The following is a 21,011-nucleotide window of genomic DNA, read 5'->3' as shown; positions in this document are numbered from 1 at the left end:
CCCCGTCAGCTCGTTCTCTCACGCATGGCCGGACGCCCCTGAGCGGCCTCGCCGTGAACCACCTGCAAGGGCGTGAAACGCCCGTGATCCACGAGCACGCCCCGCCCCGGGGCCAGAGGGGCGCGGGGATCGATCACCCCTCGCAGTGGCGCCCCGGCCACCTGTGCCGCCGGGCCCGTACCCGGGCACAGGATGACCAGCGAGCCCCTCTCCTTGAGCGTCATCAGCGGGCCCCGGAAGGATCCCGCCACGCGCTCGGTGGTCGCCGAGACGAGCACGCCCCGCCCCTCGCCCAGTGCGGCGGCGATCTCCGCCTCCGCCTGGGCGTGAGAGGCCTGGGGAAGGAGATCGGCATCGTCGATGACCAGCGGGGCGGTCCTCTCCGGCGCCTGGGCGGCGAGCGCGCCCTCCAGCGCCCGCAGTGCCGTGGTGCGCCCCGATCCAGGGGGCCCGGTCACGAGGACGGCGCCGCTGGGGACCGGAAGAGGAGCGGCGTCGTCGCCCCCGACCGCCCAGGTCCCGACGGGCAGCAGCGAGGGGCGCGCCTCGCGGGGGATCGGAGCCAGGCGCAGCGGACGGGCGGCGGCGAGGCCGCGAGCGGCCCGCTCGCCGGGCGCGGGCAGGAGGATCTGGATGGGCGTCGACTCCGCGCCGTCCACCAGCGCCCCTCGGCCGGGCGCCGCGCCGGTGACCGTGCCCCGGGGCAGCCCGGCCAGCGAGGCGAGGGTCGGCGTCGAGGCCCCCAGGACGATACGGTGCCGCAGGGATCCCGCCCACCGGGTGCCGGCCAGGCCGAAGGGCGCGCCGATGATTAGCGCCGTCCCCGTGGCCGGCGCGATCCTCGTCAGCGCCTCCACGAGCTGCTGGCCCTCGCCCGGCCCCAGCGCCTCATCGACGGCGGGGATGAGGGAGTCGACATCATCCAGGACGAGGATCTCTCTCGTCAGCCGGCCCTCCGCCGCCAGGCGCCACAGGCGCGCCAGTCGCCGGGGATCATCCGGGCCCACCACCGTGCCCATGCCCACGGCGCCCTCGGCCAGGGACGACAGGGGGCTCGGCGCGCCGCAGCGGTGGACGACGCGGCCCGCCGCCAGCGCCCCGAGCGCCGCCGAGTCCAGCGCCGTGGTCCTGCCCGACCCCGCCTGACCGAGCACGAGCAGCGACTCCCCGGTGTCCCAGCGCCACAGTCCCAGCGATTGCTCCTCCGGCAGATCCGTCATCGCCAGGGCTACTCCCTCGCCCCTCTCCGTCCGCGATCCCCCGGGGTGGCAGGCGGTCGAGACCAGCTCGCCCGCCTGCCCCCTGTGGGCCCGCTCGGGCAGTGGCGGGGCCCAGGGCCGCCACAGGCCATTGGAGATCGCACCACTGCCCGTCCCCGTCCCGCTATCGGGCGAGCGCGGGCCCTGATGGGCCTGGCGCACCTGCTCCACAAGCGCTTCGAGTTCCCCGCGAGGGCCGCACCAGGGGGACTGGAGGACCTCCTGGCTCCTGGAAGCGGCGCAGCCCTCGACGATGACCCTGCCCGGATGGCGGGGGAGCAGAGCTGCGCCGTCGTGCCCGAGGACGTCCCGCGAGTCCGCCGGGTCCAGGACTCGCAGGCAGGCGCGGATCGTCGTGTTGGCGCGCATCGCCGGAGAGACCGCGCCGGCGGGGCGCTGCGTGGCCAGGATGAGGTGGACGCCGAGGCTGCGGCCCTGCGCCGCCACCCGCACGAGGGCGTCGAGGACCTCGGAGTGCTGGCCCGCGAGGGTCGCGAACTCATCGACGGCGATGAGCAGGCGGGGAGGAGCCTCCCCGCGGGCGAGCGCGCCGACTGCGGGAGCCGAGGCGCATCGGCGCTCGAGCTCGCCCAGATCCCGGACCCCGTGCGCGGCCAGGAGGCGCTCTCGGCGCCGGAGCTCGGCCTCCAGCGAGGACAGCGCCCGTGCTGTGGCAGCGGGGTCGAGATCCGTGAGCACGCCCGCCGTGTGCGGCAGGTCCTCCAGGGGGCCGAAGGTCGCCCCGCCCTTGTAGTCGACGAGCACCAGGCACAGCCGCTCCGGCGGCACCCCCAGGACCAGTTGCAGGAGCCATGCCGTGAGCAGCTCGGACTTCCCTGAGCCCGTCGTCCCGGCCAGAAGGGCGTGGGGCCCGTCGGCCACGAGGTCCACGTCGATGGCGCCGCGCGGCCCGACGCCGAGGATCGCGGGCAGCCGCATCCCGCCAGGGCTTGTCGTCCGCCAGCGCTCGCGGATGGCCCGCGCGCTGAGAGGGCCGGTGAGCTCGGGGAGGATGATCCCCTCGGGGGGAGCCAGGGGATCATCCACCCCGGTGGGAACGCCTCGCCCGCGGGGCCGGGCGGGACCGGAGCGCCGGGGAAGCCGCCGGCCTGAGGCGAGGAGGACCGTTTCCCACCAGCGATCGGTGACGGCCGGAGCTCCTCTGGGAGCGCGTCGTGCGCTCAGGGCTCTCGCAGGGAGGTCCTTGCCCTGGGGCGCGATGAGCAGTTCGGCGCGATCACCGCGCCAGGTCGCCACGATCCCGGTGGACTCGGCCTCCCCGACCATCTGGAGGTCCAGGGCGCCGCGGCTCGCGCCGAGCGCCGCCGAGGGGACCCCGCCCGGGGCTCTCCAGCTCGCCGGGGAGTGGGGGACCAGGGCGCGCGCGGCCCCCGGAGCCCGGGAATCATCGGGCTCGCCGGGCGCAGCAGGCGCATCGGGCGCAGACATGCCCGGCGCCTCCTCGGCCCGCCCGCCGGCCAGCGGCGCGGAGGCGAAGTCGGCTGGTGCTCCGATCCGGGCCAGCACCTGAGCCGCCCACCATCGCTGGGCCCGCAGGGCGCCCGCACCGGTGAGGGCCAGGCGGTCCCCTGCCCGGAGCGTCAGGGCGGTCCCGCGCCGACGGTGCCCGAGCCAGGCCGCCGGCTCCTCGCCCGAGGCGCCCGAGCCCGCTCCCGGGGCGCTGAGGGGCGAGGCCCCCGCAGTTCCGGACAGCGCCCGCGCCGCCACGGCGAGGAGCGCCTCGGAGGGGTCGGGCCGCCGATGCGACCGCCCCCGCCATCCCGCGCGGGCGCTCTCGGCCCCGCGTTCCCGGGCGCCCCCACCGGAGAGCAATGAGCCGATCCTCATGATGCCCATGAGGAGCATCGGCGCCAGCATGAGCATCCCCATGCCACCGCGCCCGCCCATGCGCAGCGCACCGACCACGATCGCCCCTATGACGAGCAGGCAGAGCAGGCCGGCGATAATGGAGCCGATCCGCCTCCTCCCGGAGGGCCGACCGCTGTCGGGAGCCGGGACGAGGAGCGAGGCGGGCCGGCGCCGCAGTTCCAGCACACTGCCTCCCACCCTCAGGCGCTGGCCCTCGTGGAAGGCGCGCGGGCGGCGGAGCCGGCGCCAGCCTCGCAGGCGTCGTCGCGCCCGGGTGCCGTTGGCCGAGCCCGCGTCCCCGATCATCACGCGGTCGGCCCTGCAGCGCACCCGCAGGTGCTCACGGGAGACCTCCGGATCGCTCAGCGCCCCGCAGCGCCCGATCGTCCCCGAAGCGGGCAGTGGGAGGACCAGGCCTGCGTCGGGGCCCGAGAGCACCGCCATGTGCCAGGCGCGGCCCAGGGCATGGCGGGCCGCGGAGACGGGGGAGTCGAAGGCCGGGGAGGGGGAGCGCGAGGGCATGGCATGAGAGTGCGCCCCGGGGCCGGGCCCGCGCTCGGCCAGTGTGGATGGACCTCCGCTGGGGCTGCGTGATGTCCCCGGTGGTTCACGGCGGATGGCGAGACGACGGCGCCACTGCTCCCGGGGCACCGCTGTCCCCGGGAAGTGGCGGACATGGGGGAGGATGGGGGCATGACTGAGCGAACCGCGCCCGCTGTGCCCGCTGCGCCGTCAGTGCCGTCAGTGCCGTCAGTGCCGTCGACCCCCGACGAGCAGCTCGACGCCCTCCTGGCCTCCCCGGAGCTCGCCGGCGTCCCCGAGGCCGACCGCCTGCGCTGGGCCGAGCTCGTGCGCGCCATCGAGGCCGCCCGCGCCGACTACTACGACGCCGTCGAGAATGTCGCCGACAGCGCGGGTACCGGCAAGGGGATCGTCGCCTCCGCCATCTCCGACGCCGATTACGACGAGCTCTACCGACAGCTCGAATCCCTCCAGGGGGCCCACCCGGCCCTCGACAACGCGCTGTCCCCCACGCGCACCGTCGGCGGCAGTGCCACCCGGGGCTTTCCCCCCGCCACTCACCACGAGCGCATGTACTCCCTGCAGGACGTCTTCACCCTCGAGGAGGTCGGGGAATGGGCTGCGCGCATGAGCGCCGCCACCGGGCGGGCCGACGCCGACCTCGCCATGACCGCCGAGGTCAAGATCGACGGCCTGGCCATCGCCCTGACCTACACCGATGGACGTCTGACCCGTGCCGCCACCCGCGGCGACGGCACCACCGGCGAGGACATCACCGCCAACGCCCGTACTATCGACTCCATCCCGGAGCGCCTCACCGGTGCCGAGCCCGAGGGCCCCGCCGGCCCCGGCCTGCCCTCCCTCGTGGAGATCCGAGGCGAGGTCTACTTCCCCGTCGAGGAGTTCGAGGCCTTCAACGCCGCCAGCCGCGCCGCCAATGAGAAGGCCGAGGCCGATGACGCCGCCGGGCGCGCCGCCCGCCGGGGCGCCGCCCTGCCGGTCTTCGCCAATCCCCGCAACGCCGCCGCCGGATCCCTGCGGCAGAAGGACCCCCGGATCACCGCGACCCGGCCTCTGGCCTTCATCGCCCACGGCATCGGCGCCATCATCCCCGGCCCCGGAGCCGATCTTCCCGCCAGCCAGCACGAGTGGTACGAGCTCCTGGAGCGCTGGGGGCTGCCCACCTCCCCCTACAACGCCATCGTGCGCGGCGCCGCCGAGCGGCAGGCCTACATCGACCGCTACGCCGAGCACCGACACGACCTCCTCCATGAGATCGACGGCATCGTCTTCAAGATCGATGACCGCTCCCTCCAGGACGAGCTCGGGCACACCTCCCGCGTGCCCCGCTGGGCAACCGCCTACAAGTACCCGCCCGAGGAGGTCCACACGCGCCTGCTCGACATCGGTGTGCAGGTCGGCCGCACCGGGCGCGTCACGCCCTTCGGGATCATGGAGCCCACGCGCGTCGCCGGCTCCACCGTCGCCCGGGCCACCCTCCACAACGCCGCCGAGGTGGCCCGCAAGGGCATCCTCATCGGCGACATGGTGGTGCTGCGCAAGGCCGGCGATGTCATCCCCGAGATCCTGGGGCCCGTGGTCGCCCAGCGCGACGGCACCGAGCAGCCCTTCGTCATGCCCTCCGACTGCCCGTCCTGCGGCACCCCCCTGGCGCCCGCCAAGGAGGGGGACGTGGACCTGCGCTGCCCCAACACGCGCTCCTGCCCCGCTCAGGTCACCGAGCGCATCGCTCATATCGGCTCACGCGGCGCGCTCGACGTCGAGGGCCTGGGGGACGAGGCCGCCGTTGCCCTCACCCAGCCCGACGCCGGGCGCCCCGAGGCCATCGCGGCGCTCGCCGCCGGGGCGCGCCTGGAGACCGAGCGGGGGAGCCTTCGCCTCGAGGCCGCCGAGTTGGGGGCCCTCCGCCCCTCCCAGCGCGTTGACGCCGTCGAGGCCCTTCTCGCCGAGCACGGCATCATCGAGCAGGACCCCGCCATCGCGGGGGAGGGGGAGCTCTTCGACCTCACCGCCGAGGACCTGCGCGACGTCATGGTCTGGCGCCCGGTCGCCGCGCACGGGCGCCCCACCGGTGACTGGCGCCTCGTCCGTTACTTCTGGACCAAGGCGATCCTCACCAAGGACGGCGAGGTCAAGAAGCCGGCAGCGCCAGCCAAGAACGCCACCGCCATGCTCTCCCAGCTCGCCGCCGCCAAGGACCAGCCCCTGTGGCGAGTGCTCGTGGCCCTGTCCATCCGCCACGTCGGTCCCACCGCCGCCCGCGCGCTCGCGGCCCGCTTCGGCTCCCTGGACGCCCTTCGCGTCGCGAGCCCGGAGGAGCTGGGAGAGGTCGAAGGCGTGGGCCCCGCCATCGCCGCCTCCTGGATCGAGTGGATCGGCGTGGACTGGCACGCCGAGATCCTTCAGCGCTGGGCAGCCGCCGGCGTGCGCACCGCCGACGAGGCCCCTGACAGCGGGGCCCCCGCTCGCACCCTGGAGGGACTGACCGTCGTCGTCACCGGCGCCCTGGAGGGCTTCACCCGCGACAGCGCCAAGGAGGCCATCGTGGCGCGCGGCGGCAAGGCCGCCGGGAGCGTGTCGAGGAAGACGAGCTACGTCGTCGTCGGCGCCAATGCCGGTTCGAAGGAGGCCAAGGCCCGCGATCTCGGCCTGCCCATCCTCGACGAGCTGGGATTCGAGACCCTCCTCGCCGGCGGGCCGACTGCCCTCGGCGCCATGGGGGCATGACGGGCCGGGGTGGGGGATCGGCCCGCGCGGCCGACCCGCGTGCCGATCCCCCGCCCCGCCGGTGCTCATCGTCCCGGGCGAGGAGGACCACGTGGTGCCCGTGAGCGGGATGAGGGACCTCGGTGCCGGTGGCCGGACGGGGCGGGCCTTCGGCCTCCTCGGCCTCCTCGGACGACGGTCCACGGCGGACGGTATCGTGGGGTCGTGCATCTCAAGACGTTGACGATCAAGGGCTTCAAGTCCTTCGCCTCGTCAACCACGCTGCGCCTGGAACCGGGCATCACCGCCGTCGTCGGCCCCAACGGCTCGGGGAAGTCCAACGTCGTCGACGCCCTGACCTGGGTCATGGGAGAGCAGGGCGCCAAGAATCTTCGCGGTGGCACCATGGCCGATGTCATCTTCGCCGGCGCCGGGTCGAGGCCCGCGCTTGGGCGCGCCGAGGTCTCCCTGACCATCGACAACGCCGACGGCGCCCTGCCCATCGACTACTCCGAGGTGACCATCACCCGCACGCTCTTCCGAGGCGGTGGCTCGGAGTACCAGATCAACGGCGCCCAGTGCCGCCTCCTCGATGTCCAGGAGCTCCTGAGCGACACGGGCCTGGGGCGCCAGATGCACGTCATCGTCGGCCAGGGCCAGCTCGACGCCGTTCTGGCCGCCACCCCAGAGGATCGCCGCGGCTTCATCGAGGAGGCCGCCGGCGTCCTCAAGCACCGGCGCCGCAAGGAGCGCGCCCTGCGCAAGCTCGACTCCATGGCAGCCGACCTCGCGCGCGTCGCCGACCTGGCCAACGAGCTCCACCGCCAGCTCGGGCCCCTGGCCAAGCAGGCCGCCGTCGCCCGCCGCGCCCGCACCATCCAGATCGAGGTCCGCGACGCCACCGCCCGGCTGCTCGCCGACGATGTTGTTGCTGTCCAGCAGCTTCTCGAGGCCGGCCAGGAGGACACGGCCGCCGTGACCGCGCGCCGCACCGCCGCCGAGGAGGCCGAGAAGGCCGCCCGCGATCGCTTGGCCGGGCTCGCCGAGGTCGAGGCGGGCGCCGGGCGCAGGCTCGCCGCCGCCACCCAGGTGTGGGAGAACCTCGCCGGTGCCGCCCAGCAGCTCTCCTCGCTCGCCGACGTCGCCGCCGAGCGTGTCAGGGGCCTGGCCAACGCGCCCGAGCCGTCCTTCGGCACCGACCCCGAGGAGCTGGACCGGCGCGCTGAGGCCGCCGCCGTCGAGGAGGCCGAGCTCGCTGAGCGGATCGAGTCGACCCGTAGCGCGCTGGCCGCCGCCACCCAGGAGCGGGTGGAGGCCGAGGCCGCGCAGAGCACCGCCGAGAGTGCGCTCGCCGCCCTTCAACGCAGCCAGGCCGAGCATCGGGAGAGGGTGGCGCGCGCAGGCGGCCGTCTGGCCTCCGCGCGCTCCCGCCACGAGGCCGCCATTGCCGCCCGAGAGCAGGCCCGCATCGCCCTGGTCGCCGCGGAGGAGCGGCGGGCCGCCGCCCAGGCCGCTCTGGAGGAGGCCGCCCCCGGGGCCGGTGGCGCCGCCGCCGCGGAAGAGGACGCGCCGGGGAGCGCCAGCTCCGAGCAGGTGGAGGCCACTGCTCGCCACGAGGCGGCGACGGCGGCCCTCGCCTCCGCGCGCGACGCACTCGCCGCCGCGACCGAGGCCCGCTCCCAGGCAGTCTCCGAGCAGGCCACCTGGGCGGCCCGCCGCGACGCCCTGGCACTGTCGCTGCGGGCGGAGGACGCCACCGCTGAGCTCGCCGAGGCCGGCCTGGAGGGATTGCTCGGGCCGCTGCCCGAGCACCTGAGCATCGAGAAGGGCTGGGAGAACGCCATCGCCGCGCTTCTCGGGGATCTGGCCGCAGCCGCCCTGGCCGCCGACGAGGCCACGGCCATCGCCGCCCTGGAGCACGCCCGCAGGGCCGAGGCCGGGGCGATCCGGCTCATCATCGCCCAGGAGGGGACTGACGGCGACGACGGGGCCTCGGATGCGCCCGAGCCCCCGGTGGAGGGGGGCGGGCCCGGTCTCGATCGTGATATCGACCGGTCTCGGCCCGTACCCCCGGTGGAGGGCGCTGTCCCCGCCAGGGGCCTGGTCACCATCCAGGCGGGTACCGCGCAGCGCTCCGGCCTCCAGGCCGCGTTCGATCGCCTGCTCGCCGGGGCGTGGGCCGTGCCCGATCTCGAGACCGGCGCCGCGGCGCGCGTCGCCGACCCGCGAGCCAGAGTCGTCACCCGCGACGGTGACATCCTGGCCCCCGGATGGGCCGGCGGAGGCGGGCGCGGCTCGGCCAGCGTCCTGGAGCTCGCCGCCGCCCATGACGAGGCCGCCAGTCGGGCCGAGGCCGCCCGCGAGGCCCAGGAGGCGGCGGAGACGGCCCTGGTAGAGGCCCGCCAGGCCGAGGAGGCCTGCAGAGGCGGCCTCACCGCCGCCCTGGAGCAGCTGCGCCGCGCCGACGCCGAGGCCGCCCGCGAGGCCGAGGCCCTGGCCCGCCTCGCCTCCGCCGCCCATGCGGCCACCGAGGAGGCCGGGCGAGCCAGGCGCGCCCTCGAGCGCGCCGAGGAGGAGACCGCCCGGCGCGCCGCCGAGCTCGCCGCCGCCTCCACCGCCCTGGCCGAGATCGAGCAGGCCCCCGGCCCGGGCGCCCCCGACGGCGAGGAGGGCGGCGGGTCAGGGGCGCCGGTGGACGCCGAGGCGGCCATTGAGGCAGCCCGGGCGCGCCGCGATGAGGCGGCCGAGGCGGCCACCGCCGCCCGCGCCGCCGAGACCGATGCCCGTCTCGCCCTTCGCACCGCCGAGGAGCGCGAGCGCTCCGGGCGGGGCCGCTCCGAGTCCCTGCGCCTGGCCGCCCGGCGCGAGCGCGAGTCCCGAGCGGCCGCCGAGCGCGCCCGGGAGCGCCGGGCGCGGCAGCTCCTCGTGGCCCAGCGGGTGCGCGATGAGGCCCGGCGCTCCGCCGAGGCGGGCCGCGAGTGGGCCGCCGAGGCGGCGCAGCGGCGGGCCGCCGTCGAGGCGGAGCGCACCGAGTCCCTGGAGGCCACCCGGGAGGTCCGCGATGAGATCGACCGCCTCACCAAGGAGATCGCCGCGCTCACCGACGCCGCCTACCGGGAGGAGATCGCCCGCGCCGAGCACCGCACACGCCTGGAGGCCCTGGCCGAGCGGGCGCTGACCGAGCTCGGGCTCGAGCTCGATCCCCTGGTGGAGGAGTTCGGACCTCATATGCCCGTCCCCGAGATCGAGCAGGACGACGCCGAGCCGGCGCCGGGCCCGTCAGAGCCGCCGGGCGCCTCTGAACCGGAGGCCGCCGAGCCGGGGGAGGGGACCGACGCGCAGCGCGCTTCGCGGACTCCGAGGGCCCGCCCCGGGCGGCCCTACGCGCGCGCCGAGCAGGAGAAGCGCCTGGCCCGTGCCAAGCGCGACCTCGCCCGCCTGGGCAAGATCAACCCCCTGGCCTTCGAGGAGCACGCCGCGCTGCAGCAGCGCCACCGCTTCCTCGCCGAGCAGCTCGCCGATCTCAAGCGCTCGCGCGCGGACCTGCTGGACATCGTCGAGGAGATCGATGCGCGCGTGCAGGAGGTCTTCACCTCCGCGTATCAGGACACAGCCCGTGAGTTCGCCTCCGTGTTCGACCGCCTCTTCCCCGGCGGCGAGGGCCGCCTCGTGCTCACCGACCCGGGCGACATGCTCACCACGGGCATCGAGATCGAGGCGCGGCCGGCGGGCAAGAAGGTCAAGCGCCTCTCCCTGCTCTCCGGCGGGGAGCGATCCCTGGCGGCGGTCGCCCTGCTCATCGCGATCTTCAAAGCGCGTCCCTCGCCCTTCTACGTCATGGACGAGGTGGAAGCGGCCCTCGATGACACGAACCTGGGGCGCCTGCTGGAGATCTTCACCGAGCTTCGCGAGTCCAGCCAGCTCATCATCATCACCCACCAGAAGCGCACCATGGAGGTCGCCGACGCCCTCTACGGCATCACCATGCGCGACGGCATCACCCAGGCCGTCTCCCAGCGCCTGGCGCGCAAACGGGGCGCCGACGGCGATGAGGGCACTGGGGGCTGACACGGGGCGCGGGGCATCGGGCATGATGGGGGCATGGACCCGATGCTCGTCGTGATTGCCGTCCTCGCCGTCCTCGCCCTGGCGGGAGGGCTCTGGCTCGTCTCCGGCCGCCGCCGCGGCCGCGTACCCCCCGAGGTCAGCCCCCACAAGCCCCTGGATCGCGAGGAGGCCCTTCCCACCGCCAGACCCGAGGAGGCGGGGGCGGGGACCGAATCCCCCGGCGAGGCCCCTGAGGCCGGGGAGCGCGCCGGGGGCGCCGTCGCCACCCTGGAGCGGCCCGAGTCCATCCCCGGGCGCATGCAGCGCCTGCGCGCCCGCCTGGCCGGCTCCGGGGGCTTCGGCAAGGCCATCCTGTCGGTCCTGTCCCGCGGCGACCTGTCCGAGTCCGACTGGGAGGAGATCGAGGACACCCTGCTGACCTCCGACCTCGGCGTTGAGGTGACCATGGAGCTCATGGACGGGCTGCGCACCCAGGCCAAGGTGCTCGGAACCTCCGACCCCGAGGCCATCCGCGGCGTCCTGCGCTCCGGGCTCCTCGAGCTCGTCGACCCCACCATGGACCGCTCCCTCAACCTCGCCCGGCCCGCGGCTGCCGAGAGCGCCGATCTGCCCGCGGGCGCCGAGCCCGCCGCCGCGATCCTCATGGTCGGCGTCAATGGCACCGGCAAGACCACCACCTGCGGCAAGCTCGCCCGCGTCCTCGTCGCCCAGGACAGGACCGTCGTCATGGGCGCCGCCGACACCTTCCGCGCCGCCGCCGCCGAGCAGCTGTCCACGTGGGGCCGGCGCGTGGGCGTGGAGGTCGTCCGCTCCGAGCGCGAGGGCGCCGACCCCGCCTCCGTCGCCTTCGACGCCGTGCGCAAGGCCGCCGACCAGAACGCCGACGTCGTCCTCATCGACACCGCCGGGCGCCTCCAGAACAAGGCCGGCCTCATGGACGAGCTCGGCAAGATCAAGCGCGTCATGGGCAAGATCGCCCCCGTCGGCGAGATCCTCCTCGTCCTGGACGCCACCACCGGCCAGAACGGCATGCGACAGGCCCAGGTCTTCTCCGAGGCCGTGGGCGTGACCGGCATCGTGCTCACCAAGCTCGACGGCACCGCCAAGGGCGGCATCGTCGTCACCGTCCAGCGCGAGCTCGGAGTGCCCGTCAAGCTCGTCGGCCTGGGTGAGGGCGCTGACGACCTGGCCCCCTTCGATCCCGAGGGCTTCGTTGACGCCCTCCTGGCCTGAGGGCGAGCACCGGCGCTCGCCTCCTCACTCCCGCGCCCGCAGGAGGGTCCGCGAGCTCCCGTCGCCTCGTTCTCGGGAAGCGCCTCGACCACGCGCGCGACCTGCTCGCCGAAGAGTCCGGCGGGGTCGGCTACCCCTCGCCCGCACGACGACCACCCCTTCCGCGCCGTCCTCGCCTGGTTGCGGGCCACTGCTTGACCCTCACGCGGTGTGAGGCGACAGGCTGCGCCGCATGAGAGATCCTCAGGGCATGGATGACGCTCTTCCCCAGCGCCCGACGCCGACTCCGATGCCGGCCGCAGCCGAGGCCCCCGCGCGAGGGGACGACTGCACGGTCGGCGCCGCCGCGCGGCTGCTGGGCGTGAGCGTGCGCGCGCTCCACCACTGGGACGCCATCGGCCTGCTCACCCCTTCAGGACGCAGTTGGTCCGGATACCGCCTCTACAGCGACGCCGACCTCGACCGCGCCCAGCAGATCCTCGTCTACCGCGAGACCGGCATGGGCCTGGCCGCGATCGGCGAGTTGCTTGACGGCGCCCCGGCGACGGCCGCCGAGCACCTGGTGGAGCAGCGCCGCCTCCTGTCCGAGCGGATCTCCCGCCTGACGCGGATGGTCCGCGTCATCGACACCATGATGGAGGCAGAGACCATGGGAAATCACATGAGCGGGGCCGAGCGGGCCCGGGCCTGGCACGGCCAGTGGAGCGAGGAGTACGCCGCGCAGGCCGAGGAACGCTGGGGCGGCACCGACGATTGGGCGGAGTCCGAGCGGCGCAAAGCCGCCATGACACTGGACGACTGGCAGCGGGCGGCCGATGAGGCCAAGCGCTTGGAAGCCGATCTCGCCGATGCCATGCGCCGCGGTGTCGCTCCCGGCAGTCAGGAGGCCAATGCCCTGGCCGAGCGCCACCGGGAGGAGCTGAACCGCTGGTTCGATGTGACCGTGCCCAAGCAGGTGCTCATCGCCCGCGGCTACGTCGACGATCAGCGCTTCACCGATCACTACGATGCTGAGGAGAAGGGGCTGGCGGCCTGGATCAAGGAGATCATCGACGCATCCGCCCTCGCCCAGGGGGTGGACCCGGGCTCGGTCACCTGGGAGTGACGCGCGGGGTGGGGGAGCGCGCTTGCCCTGGCCGCTATCCTGGGCGGCAGCAACGCGGAGTCCGGGTGGCGCCATGCCGCTCGGGCCCGCACCCCCGACCGGCGCGTCCGCGCCCCAGGAAGGACCCCCGTGTTCGGCAACCTCTCCGACCGGCTCACCGCCTCCTTCAACTCACTGCGCGGCAAGGGCCGCCTGACCGAGGCCGACGTCGAGGCGACCGTCACCGAGATCCGCCGCGCCCTCCTTGAGGCCGACGTCGCCCTGCCCGTTGTGCGCGCCTTCACCGCCGCCGTGCGCGAGAAGGCCGTCGACGCCGCCCGCTCCCAGGCGCTCAATCCCGCCCAGCAGGTCATCAAGATCGTCAACGACGAGCTCATCGAGGTCCTGGGCGGTGCCACCAGCGAGATCAACTGGGCTGACCGCGGCCCCACGATCATCATGCTCGCCGGCCTCCAGGGCGCCGGTAAGACGACGCTCGCCGGCAAGCTCGGGCGCTGGCTCAAGGGCGATGGCAAGCGCGTCCTGCTCGTGGCCTCCGACCTCCAGCGCCCCAACGCCGTCACACAGCTCGGCGTCGTCGCCGAGCGCGCGGGCGTGGACATCTGGGCCCCCGAGCCCGGCAACGGCGTCGGCGACCCGGTTCAGGTGGCCGCCAGCGGTGTCGAGCAGGCTCGCGCCAAGGGCTACGACGTCGTCGTCGTGGACACAGCCGGCCGCCTGGGCGTGGACGCGGAGATGATGGATCAGGCGATCCGCATCCGCGACGCCGTCGCCCCCCACGAGATCCTCTTCGTCCTGGACGCGATGGTCGGGCAGGACGCCGTCAACACCTCGGTGGCCTTCCGCGACGGCGTGGGCTTCACCGGCGTCGTGCTCTCCAAGCTCGACGGAGACGCCCGCGGTGGCGCGGCCCTGTCCGTGCGCGGGGTGACCGGCGCCCCGGTCCTGTTCTCCTCCACCGGCGAGGGCCTGGACGACTTCGAGCGCTTCCACGCCGACCGCATGGCCAGCCGCATCCTCGACATGGGCGACCTGCTCACCCTCATCGAGCAGGCGGAGAAGACCCTCGACGCCAAGGAGGCCGAGGACGCCGCCGCCAAACTCGCCAAGGGCGAGTTCACCCTCGACGACTTCCTCACCCAGCTGCGCCAGATCCGCAAGCTCGGCTCGATGAAGAAGCTGCTGGGCATGATGCCCGGCATGGGGCAGATGCGCGAGGCCATCGAGGCATTCGACGACCGCGAGGTGGACCGCATCGAGGCGATCGTCTGCTCGATGACTCCCGCCGAGCGCAAGGACCTCACGATCCTCAACGGCTCGCGCCGAAGCCGTATCGCCAAGGGCTCGGGCACTACCGTCCAGGCGGTCAACGAGCTCGTCGACCGCTTCGAGCAGGCCAAGAAGATGATGGAGGCCATGGCGTCGGGCGGCATGGGAGGCGCCGGCGGCCCGGGTGGAATGCCCGGAATGGGGTCGCTGCCGTCCATGGGCAAGCACTCCAAGGCCCGCCAGGCGCCCAAGGCCAAGAAGAAGGGCAAGGGCGGCAAGAAGGGCCGCTCCGGCAACCCCGCCAAGGCGGCGCGCCAGGCCAGGCAGACCGCGCGGGGGGCCCAGGATGCGCCCGCCGCGCCGGTGGCCGGATCCTCCTTCGGGCTGGGCCAAGCGGGCGCGGGCAGTACCGGCAGTACTGCCGGCGGCTACGGCATCATGCCGGGCCAGCAGGCCGCCCCTGCGCAGTCCCAGCAGGCCGCTGTCTCCGGTGGCGATGACGTCGCCGACGCCATGGCAGCGCTCCCCGAGGACCTGCGACGCCGTCTCGGGCTCTGAGGCCGGCGGGGTAGCGGCCCGCGGACTCAGGTGCTGAGGGCCTCGATCCCGCCCTTGGTACCCGGGCCCCGGCGACGCGCCCCCGTAGGTGGCGCGGGGCCCTCCGCCTCCGCGGGGGCCGCGTTGTCGGCGTCATGGACGCTCGTGCTCCCGTGTCCCGGCTCCGGCCGCGTCCTCTATGTCGGCGAGGGCCTGCGAGGCGCTGAGCGACCGACGGATCATGCCCGTGCCCCGGACCGCTGGGTGGCGAGTGGCGGCGATCGCTGCGTCAATTCTGCTGCCTCTGCTGCCGTGGCGGAGGGCGCAGAGGCGGCTTCAGACCGTGGTATGAGACGGGGGCTGCGCCGATTGGTGGGGGCTTCCACCGGGTGGTGCTGCTCGCGCCCACTGGTGCGGGCAGGACGCACCAATGGGCGCGAATAGCACCGTGCCGTTCAGTGCGGGATGCGCCGCTGGCGCCTCCGTGGGCGCCCAGGCCGCACCCGCCGGCTCGTCGGGTGTTGTCTGTTGGTCGGGGTGTCTGGTCGGGTACGCCGGCGCCTGGTTGCCGACGTGCGCGGGGGTTGTGGATGCGTCCCCGGGGCGCGTCGGCAACCCCACCGCCAGTCCACGTCCCCGGGGCGCCTCCACAACCCCGGGCCCCGCGTCGAGGGCGGCGGGTAGAGGACGAGCTCGTCACCAACAGCACGAACTCGATGCTGGGGAGGCTGCCGGCTGCTCCGACAACCACCCGTTCAACCACCCGTTCCTACAGCCAGCCGTTGCGCTCGGCGGTGTGGGCCGCCTCGGTGCGGTTGCGCGCGTGGGTCTTGGCGATCGCGCTGGACAGGTAATTGCGCACCGTCCCCTTGCCCAGATGCAGTCCCGCCGCGATCCCGTGGGCGTCATCGCCCCGGGCGGCCAGGCGCAGCACTTCCTTCTCCCTCTCGGTGAGTGGATTGGGGCCCAGGAGCACCGACTCCTGGGCCAGGGTCGGGTCGATGACCCGCAACCCTGAATGGATGCGGCGGATCGCGTCCGCCAACTGCTCCGGGGGAGTGTCCTTGACCAGGAAGCCGCTCGCCCCGGCCTCCAGCGCCCGCGACAGGTACCCCGGCCGCCCGAAGGTCGTCACGATGAGGCTGCGGCAGGCCAGCCCGGAGGCTGCCAGCGCGGCGGCGGCGGCCAGGCCGTCGCCATCGGGCATATCGATATCCAGCAGTGCTACATCGGCGCCATGCTCGCGGGCGGCCGCCACTACCTCGTTGCCGGTGCCCACCTGCGCCACCACCTCCAGATCCGCCTCCAGCCCCAGCAGAGTGGACATCGCCCCGCGCACCAGCGCCTGGTCATCGGCGATGAGCAGGCGGATGCCCCTGGCCGCCGCCCCTGGGATCGCCGTGCTCCCCGCGTTCCCCATGCTCACAGCACGACCTCCATCTCGGTTCCCGGTCCGCCCGTTCCATCCGGCTCGTATCCAGGCGGTGACGGCACGGGGCTGGCCAGGAGCAGTTCACCGCCCGCTGCCTCCAGGCGCTGGCGCAGCCCCCGCAACCCGTTGCCGGGCGAGGCTCCCTCCATCCCCCGCCCGTTGTCCGTCACGACGATCCGCCCCGGAGCCAGAGCGATCCTCACCCGGGTGGCCGCGGCGTGTCGGAGGATGTTCGTCGTGGCCTCGCGCAGGGCCCAGGAGGCCAGCTCGCGCTGGCCCAGCGCGATGTCCTCGGGGCCGCCGGTGATCCCTGCGTCGATGCCGGCGGCGTTGAAAGCCGTGCGCGAGGACTCGATCTGACTGGCCAGATCCGGGGTGCGCAGGCGCGTGACGGTGGAGCGCACATCGGCCAGGGCGGCCCGAGAGAGCTCGATGACCTCCGCGAGCTCGCGTTCGGCCGCCTCGGGATCCCTGTGCAGGAGCCTTTGGGCCACTTCCGCTTTGAGGGTGAGAACGGTGAGCGAGTGCCCGAGGATGTCGTGCACGTTCCTGCCGATCTCCTCGCGCTCGGCCATCGCCGCCTCCGCGCGGGCCCGCTGGGCGCGCTGCACCTCCTGCTCGGAGAAGGAGCGGGCGATGACCACGAATCCCGACGACGCGATGCAGCTGAGTGTCATGAGCCCCGACTCACCCGGGCCTGCCGCTAGGACGACGGCCAGGGCGGCCAGGCACATTCCCGCGCTGGCCGCCAGACCTGTGCCAAACCTGGTGGTGAACAGGACGACTGCGCAGAAATAGGGCAGGAATACCGCGTAATACCAGGTGATCGCGATCGTGGACCCAACCGCGCAGAGTCCCAGGAGGATGAGTGGACGAATCGCAGGGGCGAACTCCTCGCGCAGTGCCGAGCCCGGGGTGAGCCGGGAGAAGTCACCGCGCTTGGCGATAAGGCTGACCTCGATCACGTAGATGACCGCGAAGGCCGCCATGCCGGAGGTCCCCAGGATCTTCGCCCACAGCGGGGCCCGCGACGCCAGGAGGAAGGCGATCCCCGGTAGCAGGAAGCCGATCCAGATGGAGGCCTCCCAGTCGACGCCGCACCATCCGGGCGCGCCGGGCCAGGTCCAGCGCCAGTCCCGCCAGTTGGGCGCCTGCGGCGTCGCGGCCAGGGGGCCCGTCACCCGCTCGCTCATCGCCGGCTCGTTCCCCGGCGGCGGGAGAGCAGGCAGACGGTGGCGATGATAAGCGTCCATGCCATGAGGTTAGCGACCTGGATCCACGGGCTCTCGTGGACGATGCTCGAGGCCGTGTTGATGACATCGCCCATGATGGGGCGCTGCGCGAGGGTCGCGGCTCCGTAGAGCGGCGTGTAGTGCGCGATCGTGAACAGCGTCCCGGACAGCGGCATGAAGATGTTGGACAGGAAGGCCCACACCGTCACGGAGGCGGCGGCCGTGCCCACGGCCCCCTGGGAGGGGAACCACATGCCGATGGCCAGGCCGTACAGGGCGAAGGGGATCGTCGGCAGCAGGCTGCCCGCGTACGAGCCCAGCCAGACGAGCGGGTTGTCGCACTGTGCGCCCATGAGGGCCCCGGTGGTGAAGAGCAGGGTGGTCGGTACGAGTGACAGCAGAACCGCAGCGGCGGATTTGACCAGGTAGTACGTGCGCATTCCACCGGGGGTCAGTCCCATCTGGCGACCCCATCCCCCCGCGAGTTCGACGGCGCAACTCCCCGCCATGGTCGTGGCCGCCATGGCGGTGCTGAAGGCCGCCATATTGACCATGATGACGGCGTTGACATTGCCTCGGTCCGCATCAATATCGCTGTAGGAGGCCATGGTCCCGAACAGGAGGTACATGCCCAGCGGCATGATGACGATGAAGATGATCGTGTCCGCCCTCAGGACCGTCGCGCGCAGCTCACAGAGCAGGTAGGGGATCGGGCTCGGGCGCTCCGAGGGGGCCGGGTCGATCGCGGTGCTGGTTTTAGTATTGGTATCGGCGCTGGTCTCAGTTCTCATGGCGGTCTCCGGGCGGTGTCGAGATGGTCGTGGACGGGCGTGCCCGAGCGCTTATCGCGCCGGAGGGGCGGACGCTCCTCCGGCCGGCACGGAGTCCTCGACGAGATCGGCGAAGACATCGTCGAGGCTGAGAGGCGTGATCCCCAGGTGGTGGGCGGGTGTGCGGGTCAGCAGGATGCGGGCGACGTCGTCGGGCGCGGTGGTCCGCAGCTCGACGTGTTCGCCGCGCACCGCGACGTCCTGGAGCGAGGCGCGCACCTCGGCCAGCGCCTCATCGAGCGCGGCCACTCCGGACATGCCGGGCCAGGTGGCGGTGACAATGGTGCCCTCGCCGAGCGCCCGCACGTCGTCCACCGAGCCCGAGGCGATGATCCGGCCGTGGTGGATGATGATGATCCGGTCGGCGAAGTCCGCGGCCTCCTGGAGGTAGTGCGTGGCGAAGAGGACCGCCTTGTTCCCGGCGGCGCGCTCGCGGATCGCGGCCCAGAAGGAGCGGCGGGCGGTGACGTCCATGCCGGCGGTGGGCTCGTCGAGCACCATGAGATCCGGGTTGCCCAGCAGGGCCAGGCGCAGGCGCTGACGCTCGCCCCCGGAGCACTTGGCCACCCTCCGGCCCAGGATCGGGGAGATCCCGGAGAGTTCCTGGACGGACGAAATATCGTGGCGAGCTCCGCGCATGGCGGCCACAGCGCGGATCGTCTGGCCCACCGTGTAGTCGGGCAGGAGGCCACCCTCCTGGAGGATCGCGCCGGTGCGCAGCCCCCGGGCCGCTTGGGCGGGGGTGAGGCCGAAGACCCGGGCGGCCCCGGCATCGGGGGAGGAGAAGCCCAGGATGATGTCCAGGGTGGTGGACTTCCCGGCGCCGTTGGGACCGAGGAAGGCCACGACCTCGCCGGGGGCCACGTGCAGGTCGATACCGTCGACGGCGCGCACTGGCCCGAAGATCTTGACCAGGCCGGTTACCTCGACGGCCGGGGGCTGCGCGTTCCTCTCGGCGAGCGGGCCCGGGGCGGGCGAGTGACCGGAGGGTTTCAGGGCGCCTGGGCCGCCCGTCATGTGCTGCACCATGGCCCCATGGTCGGAGCGATGGGCGATGCCGGGTACTGAGAGCTGTCACCATCCGCCGATGACAGATGTCACGGGGGCGGGACCGTCTCCCGGCGGCCTTCCCCGCGCCAGCCGAGGGCCGGACGTGAGAACGCGGCGTTTCACGGTCTCGGCTAGTCTCACGGGGTTCACCCGGAACCGGACTGACGGGACCCCTCATGCCCATCGCCATGCCCATCGCCCTCCCGGCGGCCCTCCCCGCGGCTTCGGACGAGCCTCTCGCCGAGCGGCTCACCGAGTCGCTGGGGGCCTTCGAGGGCTTCGTGTCGGGCAAGATCCTCGTGTGGATCCTGCTCGGCGCCGGGCTCTTCCTCACCCTGGGCACCCGCGGCGTTCAACTGCGCCTCTTCACCCGAAGCCTCCGCCTGGTCCTGCGCTCGCGCCACCAGCGCGGATCCCTCTCCAGCTTCCAGGCCTTCGTCATCGGCCTGGGCGGGCGCGTGGGCACCGGCAACATCGCCGGCGTCGCCCTGGCGGTCACCATGGGCGGGCCCGGCGCCCTGTTCTGGATGTGGGTGGTCGCCCTGCTCGGCATGGCCACATCCTTCGCCGAGTCCACACTCGCCCAGGTCTTCAAGGTCCGCAACGCCGACGGCATCTTCCGGGGCGGGCCCGCCTACTACATGCAGCGGGGCCTGGCCCTCGCCGGGCGCGGCGGGATCGGCCGGGCGATGGGCGTCGTCTTCGCGCTCATGCTCATCTTCTCCTACGGGCTCATCTTCCCGATGGTCCAGTCCAACACCATCGCGGCCACCCTCGACTCCTCCCACCACGTGTCCACCACGGCCACCGCGATCGTCCTCATGCTGGTGACCGCCCCGATCCTCCTGGCCGGGATGCGCTTCGTGGCGAAGGTGACCGAGTGGCTGGTGCCCCTCATGGCCCTGGCCTACATCGCCGTGGTCGCCGTCGTCATCATCGTCTCGCTGCCCAGGGTTCCCGGGGTCTTCGGGGATATCATCGCCGGCGCCTTCAGCCTGCGGCCGGGCCTGGCCGGCGTGGGCGGGGGTCTGTTCGCCACCTTCCTCAACGGCACCAAGCGCGGCCTGTTCTCCAACGAGGCGGGCCAGGGCTCCTCGCCCAACGGCGCGGCCACCGCCGACGTCGCCCACCCCGTGGTCCAGGGACTCATCCAGTCCCTCGGCGTCTTCATCGACACGATCATCATCTGCACCGCCACTGGCCTGACCGTGCTGCTGGCCGCCCCCTCGATCTACACCCCGGGGGTCGAGCCCGAGTGGGCCGAGACCACGCTCGTCCAGCACGCCCTGGCCGACGCCCTGCCCGGCGGGTGGGTCGTCTGGTTCATGACCTTCGTCGTGGCGACCTTCGCCTACTCCTCGGTGCTGGGCTACTCGAACTTCGCGGAGGTCAACCTCAGCTATCTCGGCGGCGGGCGCCGCACCGGCGTGGCGCTGCGCCTGGCGATGACGGCGGCTACGGGACTGGGCGCGGTCGTCGCCCTCGACCTGGCCTGGGTGATGGCCGACGTCGCCCTCGCCCTCATGACCATCCTCAACCTCGTGGCCGTGCTCTGGCTGAGCCGCTGGGTCTTCGCCGTTCTGCGCGACTACGACCGCCAGCGATCCGATGGCGTCGCCGAGCCGGCCTTCGTCGCCGAGCGCGCCGGCCTGCCCGCGGACCTCGACGGCGATATCTGGACGGCGGACAAGGCCGCCGCGCGCGTGGCCAGCCTCGACGAGGAGGCCTGAGCGGCCCCGGAGTCTCGCCCACGGGCCCCGGGGCATCGGGCCCGCTCTGGCGGAGCGCCCTGTGGGCGATCTCGCACCACGCCACCGCTGGTCGGTGGCGCTCGCGGTGGCGGCCTCTTGGCGGCATCTGGCACAATCCCCTGTGCAC

11 protein-coding genes are annotated in these 21,011 nt (G+C 73.5%); 6 read left to right on the top strand and 5 right to left on the bottom strand.

Features of this window, described 5'->3' with window-relative positions:
- Positions 1-5: 5 nt before the first annotated feature.
- Positions 6-3,650, bottom strand: coding sequence for an FtsK/SpoIIIE domain-containing protein (locus B6G06_RS06050; RefSeq protein WP_081171496.1), 3,645 nt, complete (start codon positions 3,648-3,650; stop codon positions 6-8).
- Positions 3,651-3,821: 171 nt separating this feature from the next.
- On the opposite strand from B6G06_RS06050, the gene ligA reads away from it, so the two are divergent.
- The 5 genes from ligA to ffh all read left to right on the top strand — a co-directional run bounded on the left by ligA (position 3,822) and on the right by ffh (position 14,610).
- Positions 3,822-6,398: an NAD-dependent DNA ligase LigA gene (gene ligA / locus B6G06_RS06045; RefSeq protein WP_081171494.1), complete on the top strand. Its 2,577-nt coding sequence runs from the start codon at positions 3,822-3,824 to the stop codon at positions 6,396-6,398.
- Positions 6,399-6,602: 204 nt separating this feature from the next.
- Complete coding sequence (locus B6G06_RS06040) at positions 6,603-10,445, top strand: chromosome segregation SMC family protein (RefSeq protein ID WP_081171492.1); 3,843 nt, start codon at positions 6,603-6,605, stop codon at positions 10,443-10,445.
- Positions 10,446-10,478: 33 nt separating this feature from the next.
- Positions 10,479-11,678 (top strand): signal recognition particle-docking protein FtsY, encoded by a 1,200-nt coding sequence (gene ftsY / locus B6G06_RS06035; protein WP_080462953.1) that lies wholly within the window; start codon positions 10,479-10,481, stop codon positions 11,676-11,678.
- A 232-nt stretch (positions 11,679-11,910) separates the two neighbouring features.
- On the top strand, positions 11,911-12,783 hold the full coding sequence (locus B6G06_RS06030) for a MerR family transcriptional regulator (protein ID WP_240494027.1): 873 nt from the start codon (positions 11,911-11,913) through the stop codon (positions 12,781-12,783).
- A 129-nt stretch (positions 12,784-12,912) separates the two neighbouring features.
- On the top strand, positions 12,913-14,610 hold the full coding sequence (ffh, locus tag B6G06_RS06025) for a signal recognition particle protein (protein ID WP_081171488.1): 1,698 nt from the start codon (positions 12,913-12,915) through the stop codon (positions 14,608-14,610).
- A gap of 748 nt (positions 14,611-15,358) precedes the next feature.
- On the opposite strand, the gene B6G06_RS06020 is transcribed toward ffh, so the two are convergent.
- The 4 genes from B6G06_RS06020 to B6G06_RS06005 are packed head-to-tail and all read right to left on the bottom strand — an operon-like array spanning position 15,359 to position 19,112.
- Positions 15,359-16,009 carry a response regulator transcription factor gene (locus tag B6G06_RS06020; protein ID WP_081171486.1) on the bottom strand — a complete coding sequence of 217 codons (651 nt, stop codon included), beginning with the start codon at positions 16,007-16,009 and terminating at the stop codon, positions 15,359-15,361.
- 2 nt (positions 16,010-16,011) lie between these two features.
- Entirely contained in the window at positions 16,012-17,214 is a 1,203-nt protein-coding gene (locus B6G06_RS06015; protein ID WP_081171484.1) for a sensor histidine kinase, read from the bottom strand.
- Entirely contained in the window at positions 17,211-18,044 is an 834-nt protein-coding gene (locus B6G06_RS06010) for an ABC transporter (protein ID WP_081171482.1), read from the bottom strand. Before B6G06_RS06010 ends, B6G06_RS06015 begins: the two co-directional genes overlap by 4 nt.
- Positions 18,045-18,095: 51 nt before the next feature.
- Positions 18,096-19,112, bottom strand: a complete 1,017-nt coding sequence (locus B6G06_RS06005) for an ABC transporter ATP-binding protein (RefSeq protein WP_081171480.1) — start codon at positions 19,110-19,112, stop codon at positions 18,096-18,098.
- 197 nt (positions 19,113-19,309) lie between these two features.
- Between B6G06_RS06005 and B6G06_RS06000 the strand changes: the two genes are divergently transcribed.
- A complete protein-coding gene (locus B6G06_RS06000; RefSeq protein WP_240494026.1) occupies positions 19,310-20,863 on the top strand; it encodes an alanine/glycine:cation symporter family protein in 1,554 nt (517 codons plus the stop codon).
- Positions 20,864-21,011 lie beyond the last annotated feature (148 nt).

The sequence above is a fragment of the Actinomyces gaoshouyii genome (assembly GCF_002076915.1).
GTDB classification, from domain to species: domain Bacteria; phylum Actinomycetota; class Actinomycetes; order Actinomycetales; family Actinomycetaceae; genus Actinomyces; species Actinomyces gaoshouyii.
This window is presented reverse-complemented; position numbering and strand designations above follow the sequence as displayed.

Coding starts and splice junctions, on each gene's coding strand:
- B6G06_RS06050 (WP_081171496.1), bottom strand. CDS start 3,650: ATGCCCTCGCGCTCCCCCTCCCCGGCCTTCGACTCCCCCGTCTCCGCG.
- ligA (WP_081171494.1), top strand. CDS start 3,822: ATGACTGAGCGAACCGCGCCCGCTGTGCCCGCTGCGCCGTCAGTGCCG.
- ftsY (WP_080462953.1), top strand. CDS start 10,479: ATGGACCCGATGCTCGTCGTGATTGCCGTCCTCGCCGTCCTCGCCCTG.
- B6G06_RS06030 (WP_240494027.1), top strand. CDS start 11,911: ATGAGAGATCCTCAGGGCATGGATGACGCTCTTCCCCAGCGCCCGACG.
- B6G06_RS06020 (WP_081171486.1), bottom strand. CDS start 16,009: ATGGGGAACGCGGGGAGCACGGCGATCCCAGGGGCGGCGGCCAGGGGC.
- B6G06_RS06015 (WP_081171484.1), bottom strand. CDS start 17,214: ATGAGCGAGCGGGTGACGGGCCCCCTGGCCGCGACGCCGCAGGCGCCC.
- B6G06_RS06010 (WP_081171482.1), bottom strand. CDS start 18,044: ATGAGAACTGAGACCAGCGCCGATACCAATACTAAAACCAGCACCGCG.
- B6G06_RS06005 (WP_081171480.1), bottom strand. CDS start 19,112: ATGGTGCAGCACATGACGGGCGGCCCAGGCGCCCTGAAACCCTCCGGT.
- B6G06_RS06000 (WP_240494026.1), top strand. CDS start 19,310: ATGCCCATCGCCATGCCCATCGCCCTCCCGGCGGCCCTCCCCGCGGCT.